The sequence below is a fragment of the Pallidibacillus pasinlerensis genome, from assembly GCF_009996845.1.
GTDB classification, from domain to species: domain Bacteria; phylum Bacillota; class Bacilli; order Bacillales; family Caldibacillaceae; genus Pallidibacillus; species Pallidibacillus pasinlerensis.
Genome location: NZ_JAACYS010000002.1, coordinates 34,387 through 58,407 on the forward strand (window position 1 = coordinate 34,387; position 24,021 = coordinate 58,407).

A 24,021-nucleotide genomic window follows, 5' to 3' on the forward strand; every position below is an offset into this window, starting at 1 on the left:
AACATTGTGATGTCACTTTTTTTACAAAGTGCCCGCCAATTTTCGGCATTTATTCCACTCCCTAGCTCATAAAAAAAGATGCAACTGGAGGCTACAAGCCCAATTTGCATCTACATACACCACTTTAAGCTAAAAAGAAACCGCCGTACACAAAGGCTGCGAGAATAACAAAAGCTGGATGTACCTTGAACTTTTCCATTAATAGCCAACTGACGACCGCTATAATAATCGTTTGCCAAAGACCAATTCCTGAATAAGAGCTGGAAAAAAATTCAAACGCCATTACACCTAGAAGCACTGCAATAACCGGGCGTACATAAAGAGTCAAGCGTTTTACCTTTGGTGAGTTTTTATATTTTAATAAAATGCCTAACAAAACAATCATTAAAATGAGAGATGGAGCAACATTGGCAAAAATCGCAACAATCGAACCTACTACTCCACCTACCTCATACCCGATAAATCCGGCTAGTTTTGTTGCGATTGGTCCTGGGAGTGAGTTACCAATGGCCAACACTTCACTAAATTCTTCTACGGTAAGCCATTTATAACGGTCAACAACTTCATGTTCAACTAACGGAATGGATGCTGGACCACCGCCGTATCCTAAAATTCCAGGGATGAAAAATGCTAAAAAGATTTGCCAATATATCATGATACTTTACCTTCATTCTTTTTCTGTACTGATTGTTTATCTTTTTGAACTAAGGCCATTATTAGTAATGTCACAATAACGATGGCAGGATGAACGGAAAATATATGTAGTATAAAGAAAATAATGCCAAGCATAAAGATCGTTACTAACCAACCTAACCCCTTACTAGCATTACTTAAAAAGGTCCATGTCATTTGTGCTAGCATGACACCAACAACAGGAATAACTGCAGCGACCATTCCCCCGACCCAGTCAAATTGTTTAATACTTGATAAAGATTTTAATAAAACAATCATTAAAATGACTGTAGGTAAGACACTTGCGATAAGAGAATTAATCATACCAAGAATGCCGCCGACGCGATACCCGACATATCCAGCAAGCTTCGTAATAATTGGTCCTGGGAGTGCATTTCCTAGCGCAATAATATCTCCAAATTCTTCAGCTTCCATCCATTTATATCGATCAACTGCCTCTTTATAGACAAGCGGGATGGAAGCTGGTCCACCACCGTATCCTAATAATCCTACACGTAAAAAAGCGACAAATAAATCCCATTGTAATTTCATGTTTTAACATCCTTTTTAAAAAGGTTTTCGTTTCTTATCTCTATTCAAAAGTAATTTTTTTCATTCGTCAACCGTATATGTAATTATTTACTCCTCGGTTAATTTCGTTGTTTTTCACGATCCCAATTAAATAAATTTTCAAGTAGAAGTGCTAACGTAATTCCTACTAACAAGCCATTACTTAACAACGGACGTAGTACAACAGGTAATGTTTCAAAATAAGAAGGAGGGAATGTCATAATTATCACTCCAACAAAGATTGGAACGGCTGCTCGATATATATTGTTTGTTGTAAACTTAATTTGACTAAAGAAATTTAACGATGAATTAAAGAGTTGTAAATAAGCAACAAATAACACAGCACTACCAATACTTAAAGGTAACATGGAAAAAAAGTAGCCCAGTGGAGGAATTACTCCCATTACAAAGAACATAAATCCACCAAGTATGAACGGTAGTCGTTTAATAATTCCCGTTTGTTTAAGAAAACCAATGGAAGAGACGTATGGTGCATAAGGTACAAGGCCGAATAATCCTGCTGTACTTGTGAAAATGCCCGTAATTGTAAAAGATGAGCGATATTGAGAACTCGTTGTCTCATTTTTATACATTTCATCTGTTCCTTTTAAAGCTCCAAACGTGTTTGCCGTATTGAGTAACCCAGTAAGAACCGCAGTCATAATAATGCCGATATGCCACGATGGTTCGCCAAGTGGAAATATTTCAATGCTCGCTGAATTTGATTGATCAACTAGTTTTTGTTGTCCAAAAATTAGATAGAATGCGATCCATCCGACTACGATTCCAATCAATAAACCGTAGCGCCTTATACTTGAAGGTCCTTTAATATTTATAACGGCAACTAGTATTGCAATAATAATAGATAGTAGAGAAATAGATAGATTAATAGTCGCATGTTGTGCTTCGTTGCCAAAAGGAATGCCGAGCATACCATTTAAAAATATGCTAATTAATTGGCAACCTAATAAAAACATAAATACACCCATTACTCCAGGATTAAACAATTTCGCAATTCGAGGACCTACTCCACTTAAGCCGATAATTACTGTTATGATACCTGAAATAATAATTCCTACTGAAAAACTACCGCCAACTTCGCTTAATTGTAACCCTTGTGCAGTTGCTGTTGAAGCTAAAGACAGTATGACACCCCACCATAGACCTGATTGACCTTCCATAATTGCTCGTTTATGACCAAGCAAAGCTTGTACGATACAGGCTATTCCAGTGACTATGAAGGATAACTGAAGTAAAACGACAATTGTCCCTTGTGAAAGTCCGAAAGCAGCCCCGACCGTTACTGGGATTACTACAATATTAGTAAAAATAAAAAAGAGCCATTGAAGCCCTAAAAGCCAGTTACTTGATTTTAATAACTCCTTCACGTAATTTCCCCGCCTTTGCTGTATGGAAAATTTTTTCATAAGATGGTTGAGTAATTTTATATGTATTAAAATTCAAATCGTTTAAAGTTGGATTTTTTATGTGTGGAATTATAGGAATAGTACAGATTATATTTAATTTTGTCAATGTTTTGGTGTTAATTTTTATGTAGGTGAAACACAGGGGTGAAACACAGGGACGGGTCCAGTGTTCCACTTTCAAAATTGAAACAGTGAACCCGTCCCCCTGTACCACCCCTGTACCAAAAAAGTGCTGTCTTGGTTAGGATTAGTGTTTCCCACCATGACAGCACATTTATTAGTTTTTATTAAAAGCTTTCTGCTATTTCTTGTACTTGTTCTGTTGTTAGTTCTGTACTTGATACTGATAAATCAACTAATAAACCGTCTTGTTCCCACATTACAGAATGAAAGTCCTCTTCTTCATAAAGAAGGCCTTCACTTCCATTTACAGTTATAGGATCGCCTTCCATGTCACTTAAACTGTAAACATCAACGGGATTGATTTCTACATAAATCCAGTTCTCTAAATCTTTTTCATAGCTTAATGAAACAAGCTCTAGTTCCTCTTCATAATACCCTTCTGTAAACACATAACCGTCTGGTAATTGGGCAGGTTCAGGAATTTCATATGATGCTAAATCTTTTAGCTCATCAAGTGTATAAGTTTCTTCAACAAATGAATCGAACTCATCTTCAAATAGACTTGAGATTTCATCTTCTGATACGGCATTTTCGATGACCTCTGCTGGGATTTCAATCGGATCTACTTTGTTGATATTTGAAAGGGTGACTTCCCCATCCATTTTCATCGCCATGGTCATGCCGCTTTCTTCTATTTCTAACTCGATATTAAAAGTTTCTTTTGTTTGATGGAATGTTTCTTTATCAACGTATATGACTAATTCAAATTTATTAATTTTTAATGATTCCATCAATGTAGCTAGAATTTCATCATCTCCGGCTAAGTCATCACCCATTGAAGAAAACATATAGTCTTCAACTAATTCAATATACTCTTCGTTATCTCCAGATAAGGTTAAAATATATTGATCCTTTTCTTCTTCCATTTCAAAATGTTCTTCGAATTTCTTTAGTTTCTCAAGTTCTTCTTCATTAATTTGTTCAAATCCAGTCATGCCTAGATCTTCTAGATTTTGTTTAACCCACTGACCATCCATACTCATATATGCTTCGTCTTCATTTGCATAAACTTCAAAATCCATACCTAACATACCCATATCCGTTTTTACATACATCGTATTAGGATTGTTAGTTATATCTCCCGTTATTTCGATTGATTGTTTCATTCCCATAATTTCCATACCCATTGTCATATCCATTGAGTAACTTTCGATTTTTTTACTTTCCTCAATCGATTTCGAAAGGACTTCAGATTTATCTAGCGATTTGCCACAAGCAGCTAGAGCGATGATTGCAAATATCCCAATAAAAAATAGACTGAACTTTTTCACTAGTGCTCTCCCCCTAAAAAAATAAAAACTATTATTTCTATGTTAGCATTTACATTTAGTATGGTCTATAAAACTTTTGTCATATTTTTGAACTTTTTAGATTGTTAGTTTGAATGGAAAGTGAGTGAGTTGAAGTATTTTGATTGTGTAAGCAAGAACTTTTATGGCAAAGCTTAGAACAATTGTTGAAAGAACTTTTTTTAAAATGTTAATCGAGCGTTTGATTGACTATATTGGCGAAAGCAATGAGAACAATGCTTTTCAAGATTTACTGATCAAACGTTTGTTTGTTTAAATATGAAATTCCCAACACAAAACAAAAGACTGGAAAATCATTTCCAGCCTTCGATAGAGAAATTACTTAGTACCAAATAACCGGTCACCAGCGTCACCAAGACCTGGTACAATATAGCCATTTTCATCTAATTTATCATCTAAAGCTGCAATGTAAATATCAACATCTGGATGTGCTTCTTCTAAAGCTTTTAATCCCTCTGGCGCAGCAATTAAACATAGGAATTTAATACGCTTTGCACCACGTTTTTTCAAACTATTAATTGCCTCAATAGCTGAACCACCAGTTGCAAGCATTGGGTCAACAACAAAAATATCACGTTCTGTAATATCAGATGGAAGTTTAACGTAATATTCAACTGGTTTTAATGTTTCTGGATCACGGTATAATCCTATATGGCCAACTTTGGCTGCTGGAATTAATTTCACAATTCCGTCAACCATTCCAATACCTGCACGAAGAATTGGTACGATACCTAATTTTTTACCGGATAAAACTTTTGATTTTGTTTTTGATACTGGAGTTTCAATTTCAATTTCGTCTAATGGTAAGTCTCTTGTTGCTTCAAATGCCATTAATGTAGCAATTTCGTCTACTAATTCACGGAATTCTTTTGTACCGGTTTCTTTTTTACGAATATGTGTTAATTTGTGTTGAATTAATGGATGATCAAATACGTATACTTTTCCCATGGTTATCGCCTCTTTCATTTTTTAGTCGGTTACTAGGAACAAACGTAGTTCAACTTTTATATTTTGAGTATGGTCAATTAATATATGTACTTTTGGACAAAAAAATATTGTACTGATGTGATATTTGTCCATTCAAATGGAAACTGTAGGATTTTTTAACCAACCCGATAATGATAAAAAAATTTCACTTCGATTTATTTTACAAAAAATCATATATTTCGGCAATAGTCTACACGTATTATAACAAAACTTTCAAATATGCAGTAGGTAATTTAATGTCTTTGGGTTCGGGCTAGTGTTATATATGTTGCTTGATCTTTATAATTTCAAAAATATCTGTGAGATAAGGTCTATTGGACATTTCAAAAGAGTTTTCTCTACTAAATGTCCACAAGAACGCTTCTATTGGACATTCCATACGAATTCCCGCACCAAAATGTCCACGAGAAACACTCTATTGGACATTTCACACTACTATTTTCACTAAAATGTCCACGAGAACGCTTCTATTGGACATTCCATACGAATTCCCGCACCAAAATGTCCACGAGAAACACTCTATTAGACATTTCACACTACTTCTTTCACCAAAATGTCCGCGAGAACGCCTCTATTGGACATTTCACACTACTATTTTCACTAAAATGTCCACGAGAACGCCTCTATTGGACATTTCACACTACTATTTTCACTAAAATGTCCACGAGAACGCCTCTATTGGACATTTCACACTACTTTTCTCACCAAAATGTCCACGAGAACGCTTCTATTGGACATTCCATACGAATTCCCGCACCAAAATGTCCACGAGAAACACTCTATTGGACATTTCATTATACTATCCTCTATATTTTGTCCCATAGAACACTTCCACCTTATCTTTTCCAATTGTCACGTAAAATATGGATACGAAATCTCAAATATCAAATGAAACAAGGAACCCGTCCCCGTGTACCACCACCCGTGTACCACCATGCAAACAAAAAAAAGCTCACTAAACGTGAGCTTAAGAATGCCCCTCCGTGTCCGGTTCCCCCACTAAAAGCAGCCGTTCACGGAGAACACCCTTTATTCCTATGCATATAATGGGTATTTGTCTGTTAAAGCTTTTACGCGAGCACGAGCTTGTTCTAATGCTGCTTCATTTTCATGGTTTTTCAAAGTGAAGGCGATGATTTTACCAACTTCAATCATGTCTTCTTTTGTGAAACCGCGAGTTGTTGCAGCAGCTGTACCTACACGAATTCCACTTGTTACGAATGGTTTTTCTGGATCAAATGGGATAGAGTTTTTATTCACTGTAATATGAACTTCGTCTAGAACTTCTTCAGCCACTTTACCAGTAATACCAAGTGGACGTAGGTCAACTAATAATAAGTGGTTGTCTGTTCCACCGCTTACTAAATCTAAGCCTTCTTCAACAAGTGTTTCTCCAAGGACTTTTGCATTGTCAATTACGTTTTGGATGTACGTTTTAAATTCAGGTTGCATTGCTTCACCGAAGGCTACAGCTTTTGCAGCAATAACATGCATTAACGGACCACCTTGAATACCTGGGAAGATTGCTTTATCGATTTGTTTTGCATATTGTTCTTTACATAAAATCATACCGCCACGTGGGCCACGTAGTGTTTTATGTGTTGTTGTCGTTACAAAGTCAGCGTAAGGCACTGGATTTGGGTGAAGGCCAACAGCAACTAATCCGGCAATATGAGCCATATCAACCATTAAATATGCGCCAACTTCATCGGCAATTTCACGGAACTTTTTAAAGTCAATCACACGTGGATAAGCACTTGCACCAGCTACAATTAGTTTCGGTTTATGAGTACGTGCTTTTTCTAACACATCATTATAATCAATTGTTTGTGTTTCTTTATCAACACCATATTCAACAAAGTTATATTGAACACCACTAAAGTTTACTGGGCTACCATGAGTTAAGTGTCCACCATGGGATAAGTTCATACCAAGTACTGTATCGCCAGCTTCAAGTACAGAGAAGTAAACCGCCATGTTCGCTTGTGCACCGGAATGGGGTTGAACGTTGGCATGATCAGCACCAAAAATTTCTTTTGCACGGTCACGAGCGATGTCTTCGGCAACATCAACAAATTCACAACCGCCGTAGTAACGTCTTCCTGGATAACCTTCTGCATATTTATTAGTTAAAACAGAACCTTGAGCTTCCATAACCGCTCTTGATACAAAGTTTTCAGAAGCAATTAACTCAATATTTGTTTGTTGACGTTTTAATTCATCTTGGATTGCTTGGTATAGTTTAGGATCTTGATTCGCAATATTACTCATCAGTCAGCCTTCCCCTTTCATATCGAATCGATTTATTTTTCAATTTCCATTGTACCACATTTCTCGTTCGGAAACTATAATTATTTTTTAAATAATAAGATTATAACGTTCGTGTTTCACGCCTACATTGTAGATACAATAGTGTTATTATGCAAAATAAATACCCAAACACAAATATTTTAGTGACACGAAGTATTATCTTCAGTTACTCTATAAACTGCACGTTCACCACCGATTAACTTAGGACGAGTTCTTGCTAAAGTTACGTGGGCACTGCCAATATTGTTAATCGATACACGAACCGGTACAGCCACATGTTTTAAATGCATTCCAACAAACGTATCACCAATATCAATACCGTAGTCCGCTTTAACATGTTCTACGACAACAGGATCTTCCATATGACGATAAGCATAAGTAGCCATTGATCCACCAGCACTTGGCACTGGTACAACGGTTACTTCTTCAAAATTTAACTTTTCTTGAACATGACGTTCCATAACTAACGCACGATTTAAATGTTCACAACATTGGAATACCGGTTGAACTCCAGTTTCCTCACGAAACTTTTGTGCAGCATCAAAAATAACCTGTGCTACTTCCGTTGAACCTGCCGTACCAATTTTTTCACCGATAATTTCCGAAGTCGAACAACCAATCACAAGAATTTGATTCTTCCGTGGATCGATTTGCTCTTTAAATTCTTGAAAAATCGTTTCTGCTTCCTGCTTCCACTTACGTAAGTCTTGTCCCATTCGTTACCCTCCACCTTTTAAAACTTCTTTTAATATTATAAAAAAAGCCGACCATGCACAATTTACAAAATCTAGTTTTTGAAGTACCTCCCCTAGATTGTTGCATTGTGTAGGTCAGACCTTTTGGTTGTTAAGAACTCTTCTTTACTCGATTTCTACCTTTTCGTTGAGATGATTAATTTTTCGCTTCGTATTCTGTAATTTTACCAACACGACGCTCATGGCGTCCACCAGTAAACTCAGTCGTTAACCATGTATGAGCAATTTCTCTTGCAAGACCAGGTCCAATAACACGTTCACCCATCGCTAAAATATTGGAATCATTATGTTCACGGGTTGCTTTTGCACTGAACACATCATGACATAACGCACAGCGAATCCCCTTTACTTTATTAGCCATAATACTCATGCCAATACCGGTACCACAAATTAAGATACCGCGGTCAAATTCGCCATTAGCTACTTTTTCCGCTACAGGTAATGCATAGTCTGGAAAATCGACAGAGCAACTACCGTCACAACCGAAATCTTCATATTCAATATTTAGCTCTTCTAATAATGAAACAATTTCATTTTTTAAATTAAAACCGCCGTGATCACAGGCAATAGCTACTTTCATGATGTCCTCCTCTTAAACTTTTCCTATTTAAAAACACAACCAAATCATAATTTACTATTTTTATAAACGACTAATTCCACTTACATTTTAACACATAATTATGGAACGATAAATCCGTCCTTTAATTAATTTTAAACTTTGTAATCGTTTGTTTTAAGTTATTTGCTAAATCTTTTAATTCTTTAATATGCTGTTCGACAGTTTCAATACCGACTGTTTGTTCCTGAGCTGCAGCTGCTACTTCTTGTGCACCGGCTGATGTTTCTTCAGAGATTGCAGAAACTTCTTGTGATTGCATTGATGTGTTATGGATGTATTCCATTTGTTTATCTACTAATAAGGAAATTTCCTTCACAGCATCAGCAACTTGATAAATTGTCTGAGTCATCTGTTCCATCATTTCACGAGTTGTTGCACCTTTTTTCACTTCATGATCAACAGATTCAACTTGGGTATTGATTAAATTTGAAACTTGGCTTACTTCATTTTGCATACTCCGAATAAGTTCGGCAATTCCGCTAACTGCTTTAGCACTTTCATCGGCTAATTTTCGTACTTCTTCAGCTACGACTGCAAAACCTTTTCCGTGTTCACCGGCTCGAGCTGCTTCGATGGATGCATTCAAGGCAAGTAAATTTGTTTGTTCAGCGATATCACCAACAAGTTGAATAATTTGTTCAATTTGATTCGCATTATCCGTTAAGTTATTCACAGACTTGATCGTTTCACGGTTTGATTTCGAAACGTTTTCAATTCCATTGACAAGAGAAGTAATTACTTTATGACTTTCTCGTAAAACATCCAGCATTTCATTTGATTTTTCCTCAGAATCTTTTGCCTTCATTTGCACTTGATTAGCAATGTTTGTAACGTCTTCAATCGATTCGGCAATTGACTGAATCGATTCTGCTGAGTTTTCAGCTCCTTGAGAAATCTCCGTAATCGTATTTCCGATGTTTTCAGCTTGTTCTGTCGCCTTAGTCGCTTCAGCAGAAATAATTTCTACTTTTTCATTTGTTGATGTGAAGTTTTTATTAATTAGTTGTACCATATGTCGGATGTTATCTAACATATATTCGAAGGCTAAGCCAACCGCTCGAATTTCATCATCTGACTTTGATACTTTCACTTCTACGGTCATATCCCCTTCCGCCGCTTTAATTGCTGCTTCTTCTAAGTCCTTTAACGGTTTAATTATTAAAACGGCAGCAAAAAACGCTAAAATCCCCATCCACATCGCACCAGCAGCAAGCACTAATATGACATAAAGTGTATGGTTTTCAAAAAATTGTTCGAAAAATAATGGGTAAAGTACATATATAAAAAAGCCACTCGTTGAATATGTAATGATTCCAAGGATTAGCGTAAACCAAACTAACTTTTTCCGTAACCCAAATTTATATTTATTTTTATTCACTCCAGTTCTCCCCTTATATGTATTTTAAGTACATAGATTACTTCATTCTATTTTAATAGTATCATTATTTAATAATTGCTCGATTACTGATTGCAACTCCTTGAACGTTTCACGGTACGTATCGATCGTTCCTCCAAATGGATCCAATATATCACCATCTTGGTTTAACGCAAATTCCTTCAATGTATAAGTCTTCTGTTTGCTTTGTGGAAATTGTTGTAGAATCATTTGTTTATGGGAATTTGTCATTGTGAGTATTAAATCGGCCCAATTAACTGTATTTTGATTTAGTTGAGTTGCTTGATGGTTGAGTGATATATTATTTTCATTTAATACTTGTTTTACATGTGGAGACATATCAACACCAGGTGCAGCGAACACACCTGCAGATTTTACTTCTATACTTGATATATTTTTACTTTTTAAAATGGCTTCTGCCATAGGGCTTCGGCATGTGTTACCTGTACAGACAAATAGTATATTAGTCATTTCATACCTCCTAACCTTATTATAATCCATTCAAAAAATTGTTGAAAGTGTTTCCTCTGAAAATTTACAATTATATAATAGTACCTTTATACTAAAATGCTAAAATTAATTTTATTCCAAAAAAGAGTAGAATTGATCCACCGAAGGCTTCACTATATTGACCTAATATCCCCTTTATTTTTTTTCCAAAAAGTAATCCAAACCAAGTTAATACGGTTGCAAAAATGCCGAATAGAAGTACAGCGGTGATGATTTTTGTGCCGAATATACCGAGGCTTAATCCTAAAGAAAAACTATCGATACTAACACTGAAGGCAAATAGGATAAGCCCGATTCCTTTAAGTTTTAAACTTACTTTTTCATCATCTTGAAAACTAGAGATAAACATATGAATGCCAATGAAGATAAGTAGAGTACCACCTATATAGGTAGCGACCATTCCGAGGGTTTCTGATAAAATTTTTCCAAGCATAATACCTAAAAGTGGCATCCAAATATGGAATGCTCCGACGGTGAGTCCAATTTTAAAAATTTGCATTAGTCGCATGGGGATCATACCCATACCGAGACCGACGGAAAAGGCATCCATCCCAACAGCAATAGCAATTAAGGACAATGTTAATAATTCATTTAACGCTTGAGACAAAATGAATTCCCCCTATTGGCAGGAGAGTTAAAGTTGGACTAGCTTTTATAACATATGCACCAAAAAAGGGGAATAGACTTCACGTATGTAAAAACTAGATTAGTCTTATGTTTCGTGAGATTGTGAATGTGTATGTTGATAAGTTAGTTTTCATAAATTACATTGTGACCGGCTGCTTTAATTAAACGATTCATAATTGCAATGCCAATTCCTTCCGTTGGAAAGGTTTCGCTCACTATATAATCAACGTTTTCTTGGTTAAAGGAACGTAATGTTTTAAATAATGATTGGGCAACTGTGGATAAGTTATTGCGATTGCCACAGACGAGAACTTTATCCGCATCATAAATGTTTTTACGTTCTTCTGTTGTAAGAACCCCAACTTTTTTCCCTTCTTGACGTTTTTCATCAATAATTTTCTGCAAAAATTCCGGACTACCGTCAACAAGCACCATTGGAACATTTGGGGCATAATGTTTATATTTCATACCCGGCGATCTTGGGTTTTCCACTTCTTCTTTAATTTGACTATCAATTTTGACCGGTCCAATTACCGTTTCAATTTCTTCTTTCGTAACACCACCCGGTCTTAAGATGATTGGAATGTTGTCTGTACAATCAATTACTGTGGATTCTACACCAACTCCTGTTTCCCCACCATCCACAATGCCTGCAATTTTTCCATTCATATCTTGGAATGTGTGGACAAAGTTTGTCGGACTCGGTTTTCCAGATAAGTTTGCACTTGGTGCTGCGATTGGTAATCCTGCAGCCTTTATAAGTGACAAGGCAACTGGGTGGTCCGGCATGCGAATTCCAACTGTGGATAATCCTGCTGTCGTTTTTTCAGAAATAATGCCAGGTTTTGCCTGGAGGATAATTGTTAAAGGGCCCGGCCAAAAGGATTCCATAAGAAGTTTTGCTTTTTCAGGAATCGTTTCAACAAACTTTTGAACATCCTGTTGATCACTAATATGTACAATTAACGGATTATCACTTGGACGCCCCTTCGCCTTGAATATCTTTTCTATCGCTTCATCGCTTAACGCATTCCCACCTAATCCGTAAACTGTTTCAGTCGGAAAGGCAACGACTTCATTTTGTTTTAAAAGTTCAGCTGCTTCTTTTATTTGTGGATATGTGTATAAATTATCCCCATACTTATCCACTTTCCAAATCTTTGTTTTCATCTCGTACTCCTTCTTTATATAAAAATGTAGAAAGTCATTTATACCAAAATGTAACGACTATTTTTTAACAGAATCTGTTTGTTTTATATGCAGATTTTGCAAGGGTTATCAACAAAATGTGGATAATTATCCAGTTTTTGTGAATAACTTTGTTAATAAGTGTGAGTTATACACAGGTTTTTTCACATTTTTAGTGTGTGGACTGTTTTTTTCAACAAAGTCGTCAACATCAATATTCAAACTATAACTTTTATTATACTAGTTTTCAAATTTTGTGATGTATTACTATCTTCTTCAAGCTAATGGTGTTGTATGTATAGAAATAAAAATTTGTGTGCCTATTTGGATTGACGTCGGCCAAAACTTATTTTATTATTTATTGCTTTATTTGTCCCGATATTTTTTAAGTTTGTGTTCATTTTTAAGCATGATTGTTTGGGTGCGGGAGGCTTTTTCCGGAAAGCTACATTTTTCTTTTTCTCATGTATAAGTTTACTAGATTCTGTTAACACTGGTTGACAGAAGGGAGAGGATTACATGAGAAAGAGACAAACCCATGCAATTGCATTTTTCTTTATATTATTAACGTTTGCAAGTATTTTAAGTTTATATATACCAAAAAGTTGGGCCGCAACGGAAAACGGTGAAGTTCAAGTTATCCCCAATGATGCTATTCGCTTAAGAATTTTGGCGAATAGTAATTCAGATGCGGATCAAGAGATTAAAAGAATTGTTCGTGATCGAGTCAATGAACAAATTACGGAGTGGGTAAGTGAATTAACAAGTTTAGAAGAAGCTCGCTCTGTAATTGTGGATAACCTGGATAAGTTACAAGAGATTGCATATGATGTTTTAGAAGAAAAAGGTATTAATAATCAAACAGTGAGTATCGAATTTGATGAGGTTGCCTTTCCAACGAAATTATACGGAAATTTGTTATATCCAGCAGGGGTTTATGAGGCAGTTTTAATTAGAATCGGTGATGGTAAAGGTGCAAATTGGTGGTGTGTACTCTTTCCACCGTTATGTTTCCTTGATTTTTCAAGTGGCACAGCAGTAAGCGAAGGATTTGAAGATGAAGCAAGTGAAGTTATGGATGGCACTGACCAGGCGGTTGAAGCATATCAAGACAATAGTGATGCGGCGCAAGAAGCTAACGGTAAGCCTGTTGAAGATGTTAGGGCCGATGACGGTCAAATCGAGATTAAAGAGATTGTTGTTCATGAAGAGGAAGAAGTTGAAGTAAAGTTTTTCTTAGTAGAGTTGTTTGAAAAAATCTTTTCCTTTTTCGGATCTATTGTAGGGATGGTATTTGGGTGAGTGGCGTTTGAGATAGTTGAGGTGGTTGAACTTGCAGATTTGCGGCGCACAGACGCGATTATAAAATAAGGAGCTAACGAGTCTTTGATTGGGTTCGGTAGCTTCTTTTTAATTGTCTTGATGACACTTGTGTAGCTACTTTGCCTTTACAGTACTTATGAAAGATAGGTCTGTTACTTTTTCTCCCTTAATTTACTTTCATCATGTCGATGAGGGACACTTTTCTCTTTTTTCTTCGATAATTTGTCCTTCATTAGACCGATGAGAGACACTTTTCTCTTTTTTCTTCGACATTTTGTCCTTCATTAGGCCGATGAAAGACAATTTTCTCTTTTTTCTTCGACATTTTGTCCTTCATTAGGCCGATGAAAGACACTTTTCTCTTTTTTCTTCGCCGATTTGTCCTTCATTAGGCCGATGAAAGACACTTTTCTCTTTTTTCTTCGATAATTTGTCCTTCATTAGACCGATGAGGGACACTTTTCTCTTTTTTCTTCGCCGATTTGTCCTTCATTAGGCCGATGAAAGACACTTTTCTCTTTTTTCTTCGACATTTTGTCCTTCATCACGTCGATGAAAGACAATTTTCTCTTTTTTCTTCGACATTTTGTCCTTCATTAGGCCGATGAAAGACACTTTTCTCTTTTTTCTTCGCCGATTTGTCCTTCATTAGGCCGATGAAAGACACTTTTCTCTTTTTTCTTCGATGATTTGTCCTTCATTAGGCCGATGAGGGACACTTTTCTCTTTTTTCTTCGACATTTTGTCCTTCAGCACGTCGATGAAAGACAATTCAGGCTGATTTCTTCGAGGATTTGTCCATTATTAAGTCGATGAAGGACTTTTCAGCGATTTTTTTGATGATTTGTCCTTTAGGAAGCTCATTAAAGCCAAATCTAGCTTCTTTCTTTGATCTTTTGTCTTTTACACAAGTGACCTTCCCCAATCCAATCCCAAAAAACAAAAAAACTCCGGAACAAGGACCGCCCCCTGCTCCAAAGTTATTCTACATAAGCAAATACCATTCGATCTTTACCGTTAATATCTTGTACAACTTCTATTTCAGCTAGTGGAAATTGTTCTTTCAATAAATTGGATACAGCTACACCTTGATCATAGCCAATTTCAAAGCCAATTAAAGCTTTTTCTTTAATTACTTTCGGTAATTGACCTATCATTTTTCGATATAAAACTAATCCATCAAGACCACCAAATAAAGCTGATTCTGGTTCATGGTCTTTTACGACATCGGATAAGTCTTTACGGTCTGCTAACGGAATGTACGGCGGATTTGATACGATGATGTCGAATCGTTCCTTCCCAACAAAAGGAGTTAGTAAATCGCCTTCGACAAAACGTATTTCAGCTCCTAACCGTTTAGCGTTATTTTCAGCAACAACAAGTGCTCCTACCGAAATATCAGTCGCTGTTACGTTTAGTTCAGGCATTTCCAGCTTCAATGTAACAGCAATCGCTCCACTACCGGTACCGATGTCTACGCAGTCAAGCCTACTCACACCATTCTCAGCTCCGCCAACATTAAATCGCTTTTTCACACGATCCAATATGCCAAAAACTAATTCTTCTGTTTCAGGTCTTGGAATTAACACGTTCGGATTAACAAGGAATTTTCGACCATAAAATTCCTCATAACCAATTAAGTATTGAATTGGTTCGCCGTCCACATGCTTCAAAATTAACTGTTTGAATTCCCGCCATTCATCTTCCGTTAATTCTTGACGTAAATTTGCTAACATTTGTACTCGATCCATTCCCAAAACAAAGCCCAACGCAATCTGTGCTACATTTTCTTCTCGACCATGTTCCTTTAAAAAAGACGAAGCCCAATTGAGAGCTTCGTATACTTGTTTCATCTCTTATAACCCTTCATTCTCTAGTTTTGCTGCTTGTTCGTTGATAGTAAGGGCATCGATAATTTCATCTAGTTTACCTTCTAAAATCTGGTCGAGTTTTTGGATTGTTAGGCCGATGCGATGGTCTGTTACACGGTTTTGCGGGAAGTTGTACGTACGAATACGCTCTGAACGGTCACCAGTACCTACCGCAGATTTACGGTTAGCATCATATTCAGCTTGCATTTCTTGTTGTTTCATATCATAAAGTCGCGCACGTAATACTTTCATCGCTTTTTCACGGTTTTTAATTTGAGAACGCTCGTCCTGACATGTTACGACGATTCCCGTTGGAATATGTGTTAAGCGGACCGCAGACATTGTCGTGTTAACGTGCTGTCCACCGGCACCACTAGATGCATACGTATCAACACGAATATCATTTTCATTAACTTCGATATCAACGTCTTCCATTTCTGGTAAAACAGCTACTGTCGCTGTTGAAGTATGGATTCTTCCACCGGATTCTGTTGTCGGAACACGTTGAACACGATGTGCACCATTTTCATATTTCAATTTAGAATAAGCACCATGTCCATTAATCATGAAAATAATTTCTTTGTAACCACCGATACCGGTTTGGTTTGATTCAATAACATCAGTTTTCCAACCTTTAGATTCTGCATATTTCGTATACATGCGATAAAGGTCACCTGCGAATAATGCTGCTTCATCTCCACCTGCAGCTCCGCGAATTTCCATAATAACGTTTTTATCATCATTTGGATCTTTCGGTACAAGAAGAAGTTTTAACTTCGCTTCTAGCTCTTCCACTTGTGGTTCCAATTCACGAATTTCTTCTTTTACCATTTCATGCATTTCTGCATCTAGCTTTTCTTCTAACATTGATTTAGCATCTTGTAATTGTTCAGTAAGCGATTTATATTCACGATACGTATCTACCGTTTCTTGAAGATCAGATTGTTCTTTGGAGTACTCCCGTAATTTTTTCGGATCACTAACGACATCGGGATCACTAAGTAATTCATTTAATTGGTCATATCGGTCTTCTAATGCTTGTAGTCGATCAAATAACGACATAGATGTTCACCCTCTTTACTCTAGTTTTCAATATTTATTCTGCTGATTTTAACACTGTTCGCTTTTGCATTTTTTCTTCTCTTGGATGGTTAGTTACAATATGATGATGACGGCAACGAGGTTCATAACTTTCACTTGCACCGACCATAATTACTGGGTCATAGTAGGAAGCTGGTTCATCATTAATTAAACGTTGCGTTCTTGAAGCTGGAGATCCACATACTGTGCAAACGGCTTGTAGTTTTGTAATTTGTTCTGCGATTGATAAAAGCGTAGGCATCGGTCCAAAGGGTTCGCCACGGAAATCTTGGTCAAGACCAGCTGTAATTACGCGATATCCACTATTTGCTAAATGTTGTGCAATCTCGACAATTTCTTCTTCAAAAAATTGAACTTCATCAATGGCTATTACATTTGTTTCTTCGGATATATGGTTATAAATCTCTTCAGCCTTCGCAATTGGAATTGCTTTTATCGACTCACCATTATGTGAAACGACTTCTACCGTACTGTAACGATCATCTATTTTCGGTTTAAAAACAACTACTTTTTGTTTAGCGAAATGACAGCGGCGCACTCGACGAATGAGTTCTTCGGATTTACCAGAAAACATACTACCGCAAATTACTTCGACCCAACCAGATTGCTTCATTATATACATGGACGCCCTTCCTTCCGTTAACAAAAATTGTTTCTATATATTCCAGTAATTCTTTTGTATCGATTTGACTGTACTATTATTAGTTCCATACTCTATCATAAACGATACGCGCAATCACGAAAACTATTTTTTGCATAATTAAATTTTCATAACATTTATTATAAAATATGAAGTACGATTTTTTCACGAAATCATATTGAATCATGGATTTAATAAAAAAATTTTTTTGCGTATAAAATGAGTGTAGATTATCAATCAAGTGTTTGATTGATTTTTTTGCCTTAAAAAATATGTGTGGTCACTCATCAAACGTTTGTTTAAATTCAATCAAGCGTTTGATTGATAATTTTCGCCTATAAAAATAAATAAAATCATCCATCAAACGTTCGTTTAAATTCAATCAAGCGTTTGATTGATAATTTTCGCCTATAAAAATAAATAAAATCATCCATCAAATGTTCGTTTAAATTCAATCAAGCGTTTGATTAGGTTCAATCGAATGTTTGATTAAAGGCATTTTATGTTGATTTTTCAAGCTTTCAACATTAGAAAAGAATCTAATCAAACGTTTGATTAACATTCACTATCAAATACTCGAAGTAACTCTTACTATATTTTCCCCTATTAATCGGTATTCAGGAAATTTCTCGCTTCATTTTTCACTAGTTCTTTCCCACAAAAAAACAGGCAAGATAAAAGCTTTCCTTGCCTGTTTTTATATAAATTACGGAATTTAGTTGCTTTTTAAAGCAATGATTAGTTTTTGATGCCGTATTTTTTGTTGAAGCGTTCAACACGTCCATCTGCTTTAGCGAATTTTTGACGACCAGTGTAGAATGGATGGCATTCAGAACAAATCTCAACACGCACTTCATCTTTAACTGATCCACTTTCAAATTCATTTCCGCAAGCACATTTAACCATAACGCGTTTGTAATTTGGATGGATACCTGCTTTCATCCTTTTCAACTCCTTCTGCCCTGAATCATTCTGAAACAGAGTTATTCTAGTTTATTCAAAAAACACTGAGTCAATTATAGCAAGGTCAGTTTTAAAAATCAATATCTCTTTGCAATTGTTAAATATTTCATGTAAATTCCGTAACTGAAACAAGGGGTCTGTCCCTCTGTATCAAATTAGAAATGGTACGAGGGACCTGTCCCCCTGTATCACTAACGGTTTTTGTTGAGGCCGTTGTTTTTCAGTTCGTTTGTTAATGTTTCGATAAATTCATCGTTTGTTTTTGATTGTTGTAGTTTACGTAAGAATTTCTCAACAAAGTCCGGCGTGTCTGTAAGTGATTTACGAAGCGCCCATAAAATATCAAGATGGGATTTCGGTAATAGTAACTCTTCTTTACGTGTACTAGAACGTTTAATATCGATAGCTGGGAAGATTCTTCGTTCAGCAAGATTTCGGTCAAGATGAAGTTCCATGTTCCCAGTACCTTTGAATTCTTCGTAAATAACATCGTCCATACGTGATCCTGTATCGATAAGAGCTGTTGCAAGCACAGTTAAGCTACCGCCCTCTTCAATATTCCTTGCTGCCCCAAAGAAACGTTTTGGACGGTGAAATGCAGCTGGGTCAATCCCACCAGATAAAGTTCGTCCACTTGGTGGAATTACTAAGTTATAAGCACGTGCAAGTCTCGTAATACTATCCATTAAAATAATAACATCGCGCTTATGTTCTACTAAACGCATCGCCCGTTCTAAAACAAGTTCTGCTACCTTAATATGATTTTCTGGCACTTCATCGAAGGTTGAACTAACAACTTCAGCATCAACAGAACGCTCAATGTCCGTCACTTCTTCTGGACGTTCATCGATTAGTAAAACGATCAATTCTGCTTCAGGGTGATTTTTCGTAATACTATTTGCAATTTGTTTTAGTAGGGTTGTTTTACCTGCTTTTGGAGGAGCAACAATTAATCCCCGTTGTCCGAAACCAACCGGCGTAATTAAATCCATAATTCGTGTTGAAATTGTATGCGGTTCTGTTTCTAATTTAATTTGTCGGTCAGGATATAATGGGGTTAAAGCAGGGAAATGGACACGTTCCTTAGCGATCTCTGGGTTTTCACCGTTAACCGCTTCCACATGTAGAAGGCCAAAATATCGTTCATTCTCTTTTGGTGGTCGAACTTTCCCAGAAACTTTATCACCATTTCTTAAGTCAAAGCGACGAATTTGCGACGCAGAAATATAAATATCTTCCGAACTTGGCGAGTAATTAATCGGACGTAAAAATCCGAACCCTTCCGATTGGATAATGTCTAAGACGCCTTCCATAAAGAAATACCCTTCATGTTCCGCACGCGCTTTTAGAATCGAGAAAATCAATTCCTTTTTAGTTAATTTGCTATAGTAGGAAACATGATACTTTTTAGCAAGTTCATATAATTCCTTCAATTTCATATTTTCTAATTGAGCAATAGTTAGATTTGTATCTTCCAAATATATACACCACACTTTTTAATTTTAACAATTTTATTTGAATTGGGTTTTTCTATAGAGAAGGATAATAGAAGCTATTTTTATACAGGATGCTGTTGGGGCAGCTCTTTTTTATATGACAATATTTCAAAAAATCATTTTCTATTTTAGAAATTGTCCAAGTTCATATTACCACAATCTTCATTTAAGAAGAAGTGTTTATATTATATTTAACAACAATTCTATCTTTTTGACACATTTTAGAAAAAATATTACTATGTATTTTTTATTCTCATAAATATGACCGAATAATCGTTCCTCAACCCCAATATTTAATTTATGTTGATGAAATTGCTTTTTGTATCCTATCATAAAATTCAAAATTTAATTTGAGTTAAAACACCCAATTATGTTCGAAGAAACAGACGAACATAATTGGGTTTAATTCTATAATTTATTATTTCATTACAAGGTTAGGTTTTTTCTTCAAACTATGACGGCCTTCAATAAAGCGAACAGTACCTGATTTTGCACGCATTACTAAGGAATGAGTTGTTCCATAGGTACCTTTATATTGCACACCTTTTAATAGTTCACCGTCAGTGATACCAGATGCAGCAAAGATTGCGTCATCACCTTTAACTAGATCTTCCATTATTAACGTTTTACGGTAATCTACACCCATTTTTTTACAACGTTCAATTTCTTCTTCGGATTGTGGGAGTAATTTACCTTGTAGTTCTCCACCTAGACATTTTAATGCTACAGCAGCAATTACGCCTTCTGGGGCACCGCCGCTTCCAAATAATATATCTACGCCAGTGAAGTCAAAAGCTGTGTTAATTGCTCCTGCCACGTCACCTTCATTAATTAATTTAATACGGGCACCCGCTTCGCGAATTTCATGAATAATTTTTTCATGACGAGGGCGATTTAAAACTGTGGCAACCACATCTTCAACGTCTTTATTTTTTGCTTTTGCAACAGCTCTTAAGTTATCAATAACCGGTGCATTTATATCAACTTGTCCTACAGCCTCTGGTCCAACTGCAATTTTATCCATATACATATCAGGTGCATGTAGTAAATTACCGCGGTCTGCAATAGCAAGTACCGCTAAAGCATTCCAACCACCTGATGCTACAATAGCTGTTCCTTCAACAGGGTCAACCGCAATATCAACTTCAGGACCTGTTCCCGTACCTAATTCCTCACCAATATACAGCATTGGTGCTTCGTCCATTTCTCCTTCACCAATAACAACTGTACCTCTCATCGGAACGGTATTTAATACGTTACGCATAGCTGTAGTCGCAGCATCATCTGCTTCATTTTTTAAACCTCTTCCCATCCAACGGGCAGAAGCTAATGCTGCAGCCTCGGTTACACGTACTAATTCCATTGATAAACTTCTTTCCATAATTGCTCCCCCTGGCATTTTAGTATATGCGAAATAATTCGTTTTACATTATATCACATTATTTTTATACGAAAACAAAGTAATTTAATTGTAACAGGAGTTTCTGCACTAATTTCCTTTTACTAGCGTGATTTTATGACTGTTTCACTTGTTGAATTTCCGCTTCAGTTAATTTTTCACGCCAAATATCAGCACCGATACCTTGTAGTTTTTCAACAACATGACTATAACCACGATCAATATGTTCTACTCCAGTGATTTCAGTGACGCCATTTGCGATTAAACCGGCAATTAATAGTGAAGCACCTGCTCGTAAATCACTTGCTTTCACCTTTGCACCTTCTAGTTGAACGGGACCGGTAATAATTGCAGAGCGACCTTCAACTTTTATATTAGCATTCATTCTTCTTAACTCATCAATATGTTTAAAACGTGCTGAATAAATCGTATCCGTCACTACACTAGTTCCTTCAGCCATTGTTAGTAGAGTAGTCATCGGTTGTTGCAAATCTGTAGGGAAGCCTGGGTAAACAAGGGTTTTGACATCGACAGGTTTATAATTGCTTGCTCGTGAAATAAACACTTGATCATCGGATGTTTCAACGGAGACGCCCATTTCTTGTAACTTTGCAATTAGTGATTCTAAATGGTCAGGAATGACATTATCAATTAATACCTCATCACCTTGAGCAGCAGCTAAAATCATGTATGTACCAGCTTCAATCCGGTCCGGGATAATTGTATGTCGACATCCTTGTAAACGTTCAACACCTTCGATACGAATTGTATCCGTTCCTGCGCCTTTAATTTTTGCACCCATATTTGTTAGTAATGTTGCAACATCAATAATTTCTGGTTCTTTTGCTGCGTTTTCAATAATCGTTTTTCCTTTTGCGCGGACAGCTGCTAACATAATGTTAATCGTCGCACCGACACTAACGACATCCAAATAAATACGAGCACCTTTCAATTCTTCCGCTCGTAAATAAATTGCTCCTTGCTCATTGGTTACTTCGGCACCTAAGGCTTCAAATCCTTTAATATGTTGATCAATTGGACGTGGTCCGAGGTGACAACCACCAGGTAAACCAATTACCGCCTTTTTGAAACGTCCTAGCATCGCTCCCATTAAATAGTAGGAAGCACGTAGTTTTTTAACCTTCCCATTTGGTAGTGGCATTGATGTCATTCGCGTTGGGTCGATTGTCATTTCTTGATTATCAAGGGTTACAACTCCACCGATTTCTTCTAGTAATCCTTTTAAAATCTCAACATCTGATATTTCTGGTAAACCTTCTATCGTTACCGGTGACTCCGCTAAAATACTTGCTGGAATTAAAGCAACGGCACTATTTTTCGCGCCGCTAATTTTAACGGTCCCTTTAAGTGGCTGGCCACCACGAATTTTAATCTTTTCCATTTGGACTCTCCTTTTCCGTTTAAAAAATCTGTTTTCTTCTATAAGTAACTGTTTTAACTTTTATTACGCTCGTTAATTATCTATATTTTAACCAATTATTAAACAACTCAAAATAAGACTTCATTTTGTTTATATCATTTCTTTCACTGTAGTTCAACTAAATCTATAACTATTTTGAAGTTGTTCCAGAATTTACACAAAATTTTTTCAACATTCTATAACATATTTGACAGAACGATACTTGGAGAGTAAGTAACGCTCAATTTGCAAAATAAAATTCTCGGTAATTACTTATTATATACGTGGTTTAAAACTTGGAGAGAATATTATATTTTAATTGGGAAAATGAAAGATGGGAAGTGATGACAAGGATTAATTCATATTTAAAATGTAAGCCAATGCAAAAACTTATCGTTCTATGCTTTGGCCTACGTATTCGATAAAATTGATTTTCTACCTATCGTTTGTTCCAATCAGCTAAAAACTTCTCAATCCCTTGATTGGTTAACGGATGGGTAAATAATTGGTTCAATACTTTATATGGACATGTCGCGATATGGGCACCTCGTATAGCGGCTTCGATTATATGCATTGGATGGCGGATGGATGCAGCGATAATTTCTGTATCAATTTGATGAATTTCAAAAATCGTGGCTATTTCAGATATTAATTCAAGTCCGTCATGACCGATATCATCAAGACGTCCTAAAAATGGTGACACATACGTCGCCCCTGCGCGAGCAGCTAATAAGGCTTGGCCTGCGGAAAAAATAAGCGTGACATTCGTTTTTATTCCTTCTTTGGCAAAGGTTGATACCGCTCGTAAACCATCCTTTGTCATCGGAACTTTAACTGTTATATTTGGAGCAATCGCCGCCAATTCCCGTCCCTCTTTTAACATCCCTTCTGTATCCGTCGCAATGACTTCTGCACTCACCGAACCAGGGACGATTTCAGTAATTTCTTTTAACCGCTCTTCAAAACTGACATCTTTTTCTTTCGCAACAAGAGATGGGTTGGTCGTAACGCCAGAAATAACACCATATTCGAATACTTCTTTTATTTCGTCTATGTTTGCCGTATCGATGAAAAATTTCATGTTGACTCCTCCTCTTTTTCCATAAAAAACGTTTAATAAGTCGTGGATCTAAATCTTTATTGAGGAAAACGGGTTGGTAAGTAGCTTTCTTTTATATTTAGAGTGAGTCAACATGATTGTTTTTATTCTAAATGATTAGGAATAACCTATTTTTCGTAAGAAATCTATGTAAT

The 24,021-nt window shown here is 36.3% G+C and carries 22 protein-coding genes; 2 read left to right on the forward strand and 20 right to left on the reverse strand.

Annotation, left to right across the window (positions count from 1 at the left end):
* Nucleotides 1–124 precede the first annotated feature (124 nt).
* From GW534_RS00705 to GW534_RS00720, 4 genes are all read right to left on the reverse strand, one after another.
* Entirely contained in the window at nt 125–655 is a 531-nt protein-coding gene (locus GW534_RS00705) for a chromate transporter (protein WP_161919134.1), read from the reverse strand.
* On the reverse strand, nt 652–1,224 hold the full coding sequence (locus tag GW534_RS00710) for a chromate transporter (protein ID WP_161919135.1): 573 nt from the start codon (nt 1,222–1,224) through the stop codon (nt 652–654). The genes GW534_RS00705 and GW534_RS00710 overlap by 4 nt, the downstream gene beginning before the upstream one ends.
* Before the next feature lie 98 nt (nt 1,225–1,322).
* Nucleotides 1,323–2,630, reverse strand: coding sequence for a uracil/xanthine transporter (locus GW534_RS00715; protein ID WP_312854610.1), 1,308 nt, complete (start codon nt 2,628–2,630; stop codon nt 1,323–1,325).
* A gap of 326 nt (nt 2,631–2,956) precedes the next feature.
* Nucleotides 2,957–4,123 carry a DUF6612 family protein gene (locus tag GW534_RS00720; protein WP_161919137.1) on the reverse strand — a complete coding sequence of 389 codons (1,167 nt, stop codon included), beginning with the start codon at nt 4,121–4,123 and terminating at the stop codon, nt 2,957–2,959.
* Nucleotides 4,124–4,286: 163 nt separating this feature from the next.
* On the opposite strand from GW534_RS00720, the gene GW534_RS16625 reads away from it, so the two are divergent.
* Nucleotides 4,287–4,418 (forward strand): hypothetical protein, encoded by a 132-nt coding sequence (locus GW534_RS16625; RefSeq protein ID WP_281351933.1) that lies wholly within the window; start codon nt 4,287–4,289, stop codon nt 4,416–4,418.
* Nucleotides 4,419–4,480: 62 nt separating this feature from the next.
* Here GW534_RS16625 and upp read toward each other — a convergent pair whose 3' ends face one another.
* From upp to GW534_RS00760, 8 genes are all read right to left on the reverse strand, one after another.
* Nucleotides 4,481–5,110 (reverse strand): uracil phosphoribosyltransferase, encoded by a 630-nt coding sequence (gene upp, locus GW534_RS00725; RefSeq protein WP_161919138.1) that lies wholly within the window; start codon nt 5,108–5,110, stop codon nt 4,481–4,483.
* Between the two features lie 1,074 nt (nt 5,111–6,184).
* Nucleotides 6,185–7,420, reverse strand: a complete 1,236-nt coding sequence (glyA, locus tag GW534_RS00730; protein ID WP_161919139.1) for a serine hydroxymethyltransferase — start codon at nt 7,418–7,420, stop codon at nt 6,185–6,187.
* A 179-nt stretch (nt 7,421–7,599) separates the two neighbouring features.
* The gene (locus GW534_RS00735) at nt 7,600–8,175 is read right to left on the reverse strand and encodes a TIGR01440 family protein (RefSeq protein WP_161919140.1); all 576 of its coding nucleotides are present in this window, start codon (nt 8,173–8,175) and stop codon (nt 7,600–7,602) included.
* A 175-nt stretch (nt 8,176–8,350) separates the two neighbouring features.
* Nucleotides 8,351–8,794 carry a ribose 5-phosphate isomerase B gene (gene rpiB, locus GW534_RS00740; protein ID WP_161919141.1) on the reverse strand — a complete coding sequence of 148 codons (444 nt, stop codon included), beginning with the start codon at nt 8,792–8,794 and terminating at the stop codon, nt 8,351–8,353.
* Between the two features lie 121 nt (nt 8,795–8,915).
* A complete protein-coding gene (locus tag GW534_RS00745; protein ID WP_161919142.1) occupies nt 8,916–10,211 on the reverse strand; it encodes a methyl-accepting chemotaxis protein in 1,296 nt (431 codons plus the stop codon).
* A 42-nt stretch (nt 10,212–10,253) separates the two neighbouring features.
* Entirely contained in the window at nt 10,254–10,700 is a 447-nt protein-coding gene (locus GW534_RS00750) for a low molecular weight protein arginine phosphatase (RefSeq protein ID WP_161919143.1), read from the reverse strand.
* Between the two features lie 91 nt (nt 10,701–10,791).
* Nucleotides 10,792–11,346 (reverse strand): manganese efflux pump MntP, encoded by a 555-nt coding sequence (locus GW534_RS00755; protein WP_161919144.1) that lies wholly within the window; start codon nt 11,344–11,346, stop codon nt 10,792–10,794.
* Nucleotides 11,347–11,489: 143 nt separating this feature from the next.
* Nucleotides 11,490–12,536 (reverse strand): L-threonylcarbamoyladenylate synthase, encoded by a 1,047-nt coding sequence (locus tag GW534_RS00760; RefSeq protein WP_161919145.1) that lies wholly within the window; start codon nt 12,534–12,536, stop codon nt 11,490–11,492.
* 537 nt (nt 12,537–13,073) lie between these two features.
* On the opposite strand from GW534_RS00760, the gene spoIIR reads away from it, so the two are divergent.
* On the forward strand, nt 13,074–13,856 hold the full coding sequence (gene spoIIR / locus GW534_RS00765) for a stage II sporulation protein R (RefSeq protein ID WP_161919146.1): 783 nt from the start codon (nt 13,074–13,076) through the stop codon (nt 13,854–13,856).
* A 1,001-nt stretch (nt 13,857–14,857) separates the two neighbouring features.
* Here spoIIR and prmC read toward each other — a convergent pair.
* The 8 genes from prmC to fsa all read right to left on the reverse strand — a co-directional run bounded on the left by prmC (nt 14,858) and on the right by fsa (nt 23,848).
* Nucleotides 14,858–15,730, reverse strand: coding sequence for a peptide chain release factor N(5)-glutamine methyltransferase (gene prmC, locus GW534_RS00770; RefSeq protein ID WP_161919147.1), 873 nt, complete (start codon nt 15,728–15,730; stop codon nt 14,858–14,860).
* A gap of 3 nt (nt 15,731–15,733) precedes the next feature.
* Nucleotides 15,734–16,810, reverse strand: coding sequence for a peptide chain release factor 1 (gene prfA, locus GW534_RS00775; protein WP_161919148.1), 1,077 nt, complete (start codon nt 16,808–16,810; stop codon nt 15,734–15,736).
* Between the two features lie 34 nt (nt 16,811–16,844).
* Complete coding sequence (locus tag GW534_RS00780; RefSeq protein WP_161919149.1) at nt 16,845–17,471, reverse strand: thymidine kinase; 627 nt, start codon at nt 17,469–17,471, stop codon at nt 16,845–16,847.
* A gap of 756 nt (nt 17,472–18,227) precedes the next feature.
* Nucleotides 18,228–18,431, reverse strand: coding sequence for a 50S ribosomal protein L31 (gene rpmE, locus GW534_RS00785; protein ID WP_161919150.1), 204 nt, complete (start codon nt 18,429–18,431; stop codon nt 18,228–18,230).
* 212 nt (nt 18,432–18,643) lie between these two features.
* Nucleotides 18,644–19,930, reverse strand: a complete 1,287-nt coding sequence (gene rho / locus GW534_RS00790; RefSeq protein WP_161919151.1) for a transcription termination factor Rho — start codon at nt 19,928–19,930, stop codon at nt 18,644–18,646.
* A gap of 436 nt (nt 19,931–20,366) precedes the next feature.
* Nucleotides 20,367–21,329, reverse strand: coding sequence for a class II fructose-bisphosphatase (glpX, locus tag GW534_RS00795; RefSeq protein WP_161919152.1), 963 nt, complete (start codon nt 21,327–21,329; stop codon nt 20,367–20,369).
* A 133-nt stretch (nt 21,330–21,462) separates the two neighbouring features.
* A complete protein-coding gene (locus GW534_RS00800) occupies nt 21,463–22,749 on the reverse strand; it encodes a UDP-N-acetylglucosamine 1-carboxyvinyltransferase (protein ID WP_161919153.1) in 1,287 nt (428 codons plus the stop codon).
* A gap of 457 nt (nt 22,750–23,206) precedes the next feature.
* The gene (gene fsa, locus GW534_RS00805; protein ID WP_161919154.1) at nt 23,207–23,848 is read right to left on the reverse strand and encodes a fructose-6-phosphate aldolase; all 642 of its coding nucleotides are present in this window, start codon (nt 23,846–23,848) and stop codon (nt 23,207–23,209) included.
* Nucleotides 23,849–24,021: the final 173 nt, after the last annotated feature.

What these genes read in the sequence shown, in the direction of transcription:
- GW534_RS00705 (WP_161919134.1), bottom strand. Translation starts at nt 655, where the DNA reads ATGATATATTGGCAAATCTTTTTAGCATTTTTCATCCCTGGAATTTTA.
- GW534_RS00710 (WP_161919135.1), bottom strand. Translation starts at nt 1,224, where the DNA reads ATGAAATTACAATGGGATTTATTTGTCGCTTTTTTACGTGTAGGATTA.
- GW534_RS16625 (WP_281351933.1), top strand. Translation starts at nt 4,287, where the DNA reads ATGGCAAAGCTTAGAACAATTGTTGAAAGAACTTTTTTTAAAATGTTA.
- upp (WP_161919138.1), bottom strand. Translation starts at nt 5,110, where the DNA reads ATGGGAAAAGTATACGTATTTGATCATCCATTAATTCAACACAAATTA.
- glyA (WP_161919139.1), bottom strand. Translation starts at nt 7,420, where the DNA reads ATGAGTAATATTGCGAATCAAGATCCTAAACTATACCAAGCAATCCAA.
- GW534_RS00735 (WP_161919140.1), bottom strand. Translation starts at nt 8,175, where the DNA reads ATGGGACAAGACTTACGTAAGTGGAAGCAGGAAGCAGAAACGATTTTT.
- rpiB (WP_161919141.1), bottom strand. Translation starts at nt 8,794, where the DNA reads ATGAAAGTAGCTATTGCCTGTGATCACGGCGGTTTTAATTTAAAAAAT.
- GW534_RS00750 (WP_161919143.1), bottom strand. Translation starts at nt 10,700, where the DNA reads ATGACTAATATACTATTTGTCTGTACAGGTAACACATGCCGAAGCCCT.
- GW534_RS00760 (WP_161919145.1), bottom strand. Translation starts at nt 12,536, where the DNA reads ATGAAAACAAAGATTTGGAAAGTGGATAAGTATGGGGATAATTTATAC.
- spoIIR (WP_161919146.1), top strand. Translation starts at nt 13,074, where the DNA reads ATGAGAAAGAGACAAACCCATGCAATTGCATTTTTCTTTATATTATTA.
- prmC (WP_161919147.1), bottom strand. Translation starts at nt 15,730, where the DNA reads ATGAAACAAGTATACGAAGCTCTCAATTGGGCTTCGTCTTTTTTAAAG.
- prfA (WP_161919148.1), bottom strand. Translation starts at nt 16,810, where the DNA reads ATGTCGTTATTTGATCGACTACAAGCATTAGAAGACCGATATGACCAA.
- GW534_RS00780 (WP_161919149.1), bottom strand. Translation starts at nt 17,471, where the DNA reads ATGTATATAATGAAGCAATCTGGTTGGGTCGAAGTAATTTGCGGTAGT.
- rpmE (WP_161919150.1), bottom strand. Translation starts at nt 18,431, where the DNA reads ATGAAAGCAGGTATCCATCCAAATTACAAACGCGTTATGGTTAAATGT.
- glpX (WP_161919152.1), bottom strand. Translation starts at nt 21,329, where the DNA reads ATGGAAAGAAGTTTATCAATGGAATTAGTACGTGTAACCGAGGCTGCA.
- GW534_RS00800 (WP_161919153.1), bottom strand. Translation starts at nt 22,749, where the DNA reads ATGGAAAAGATTAAAATTCGTGGTGGCCAGCCACTTAAAGGGACCGTT.
- fsa (WP_161919154.1), bottom strand. Translation starts at nt 23,848, where the DNA reads ATGAAATTTTTCATCGATACGGCAAACATAGACGAAATAAAAGAAGTA.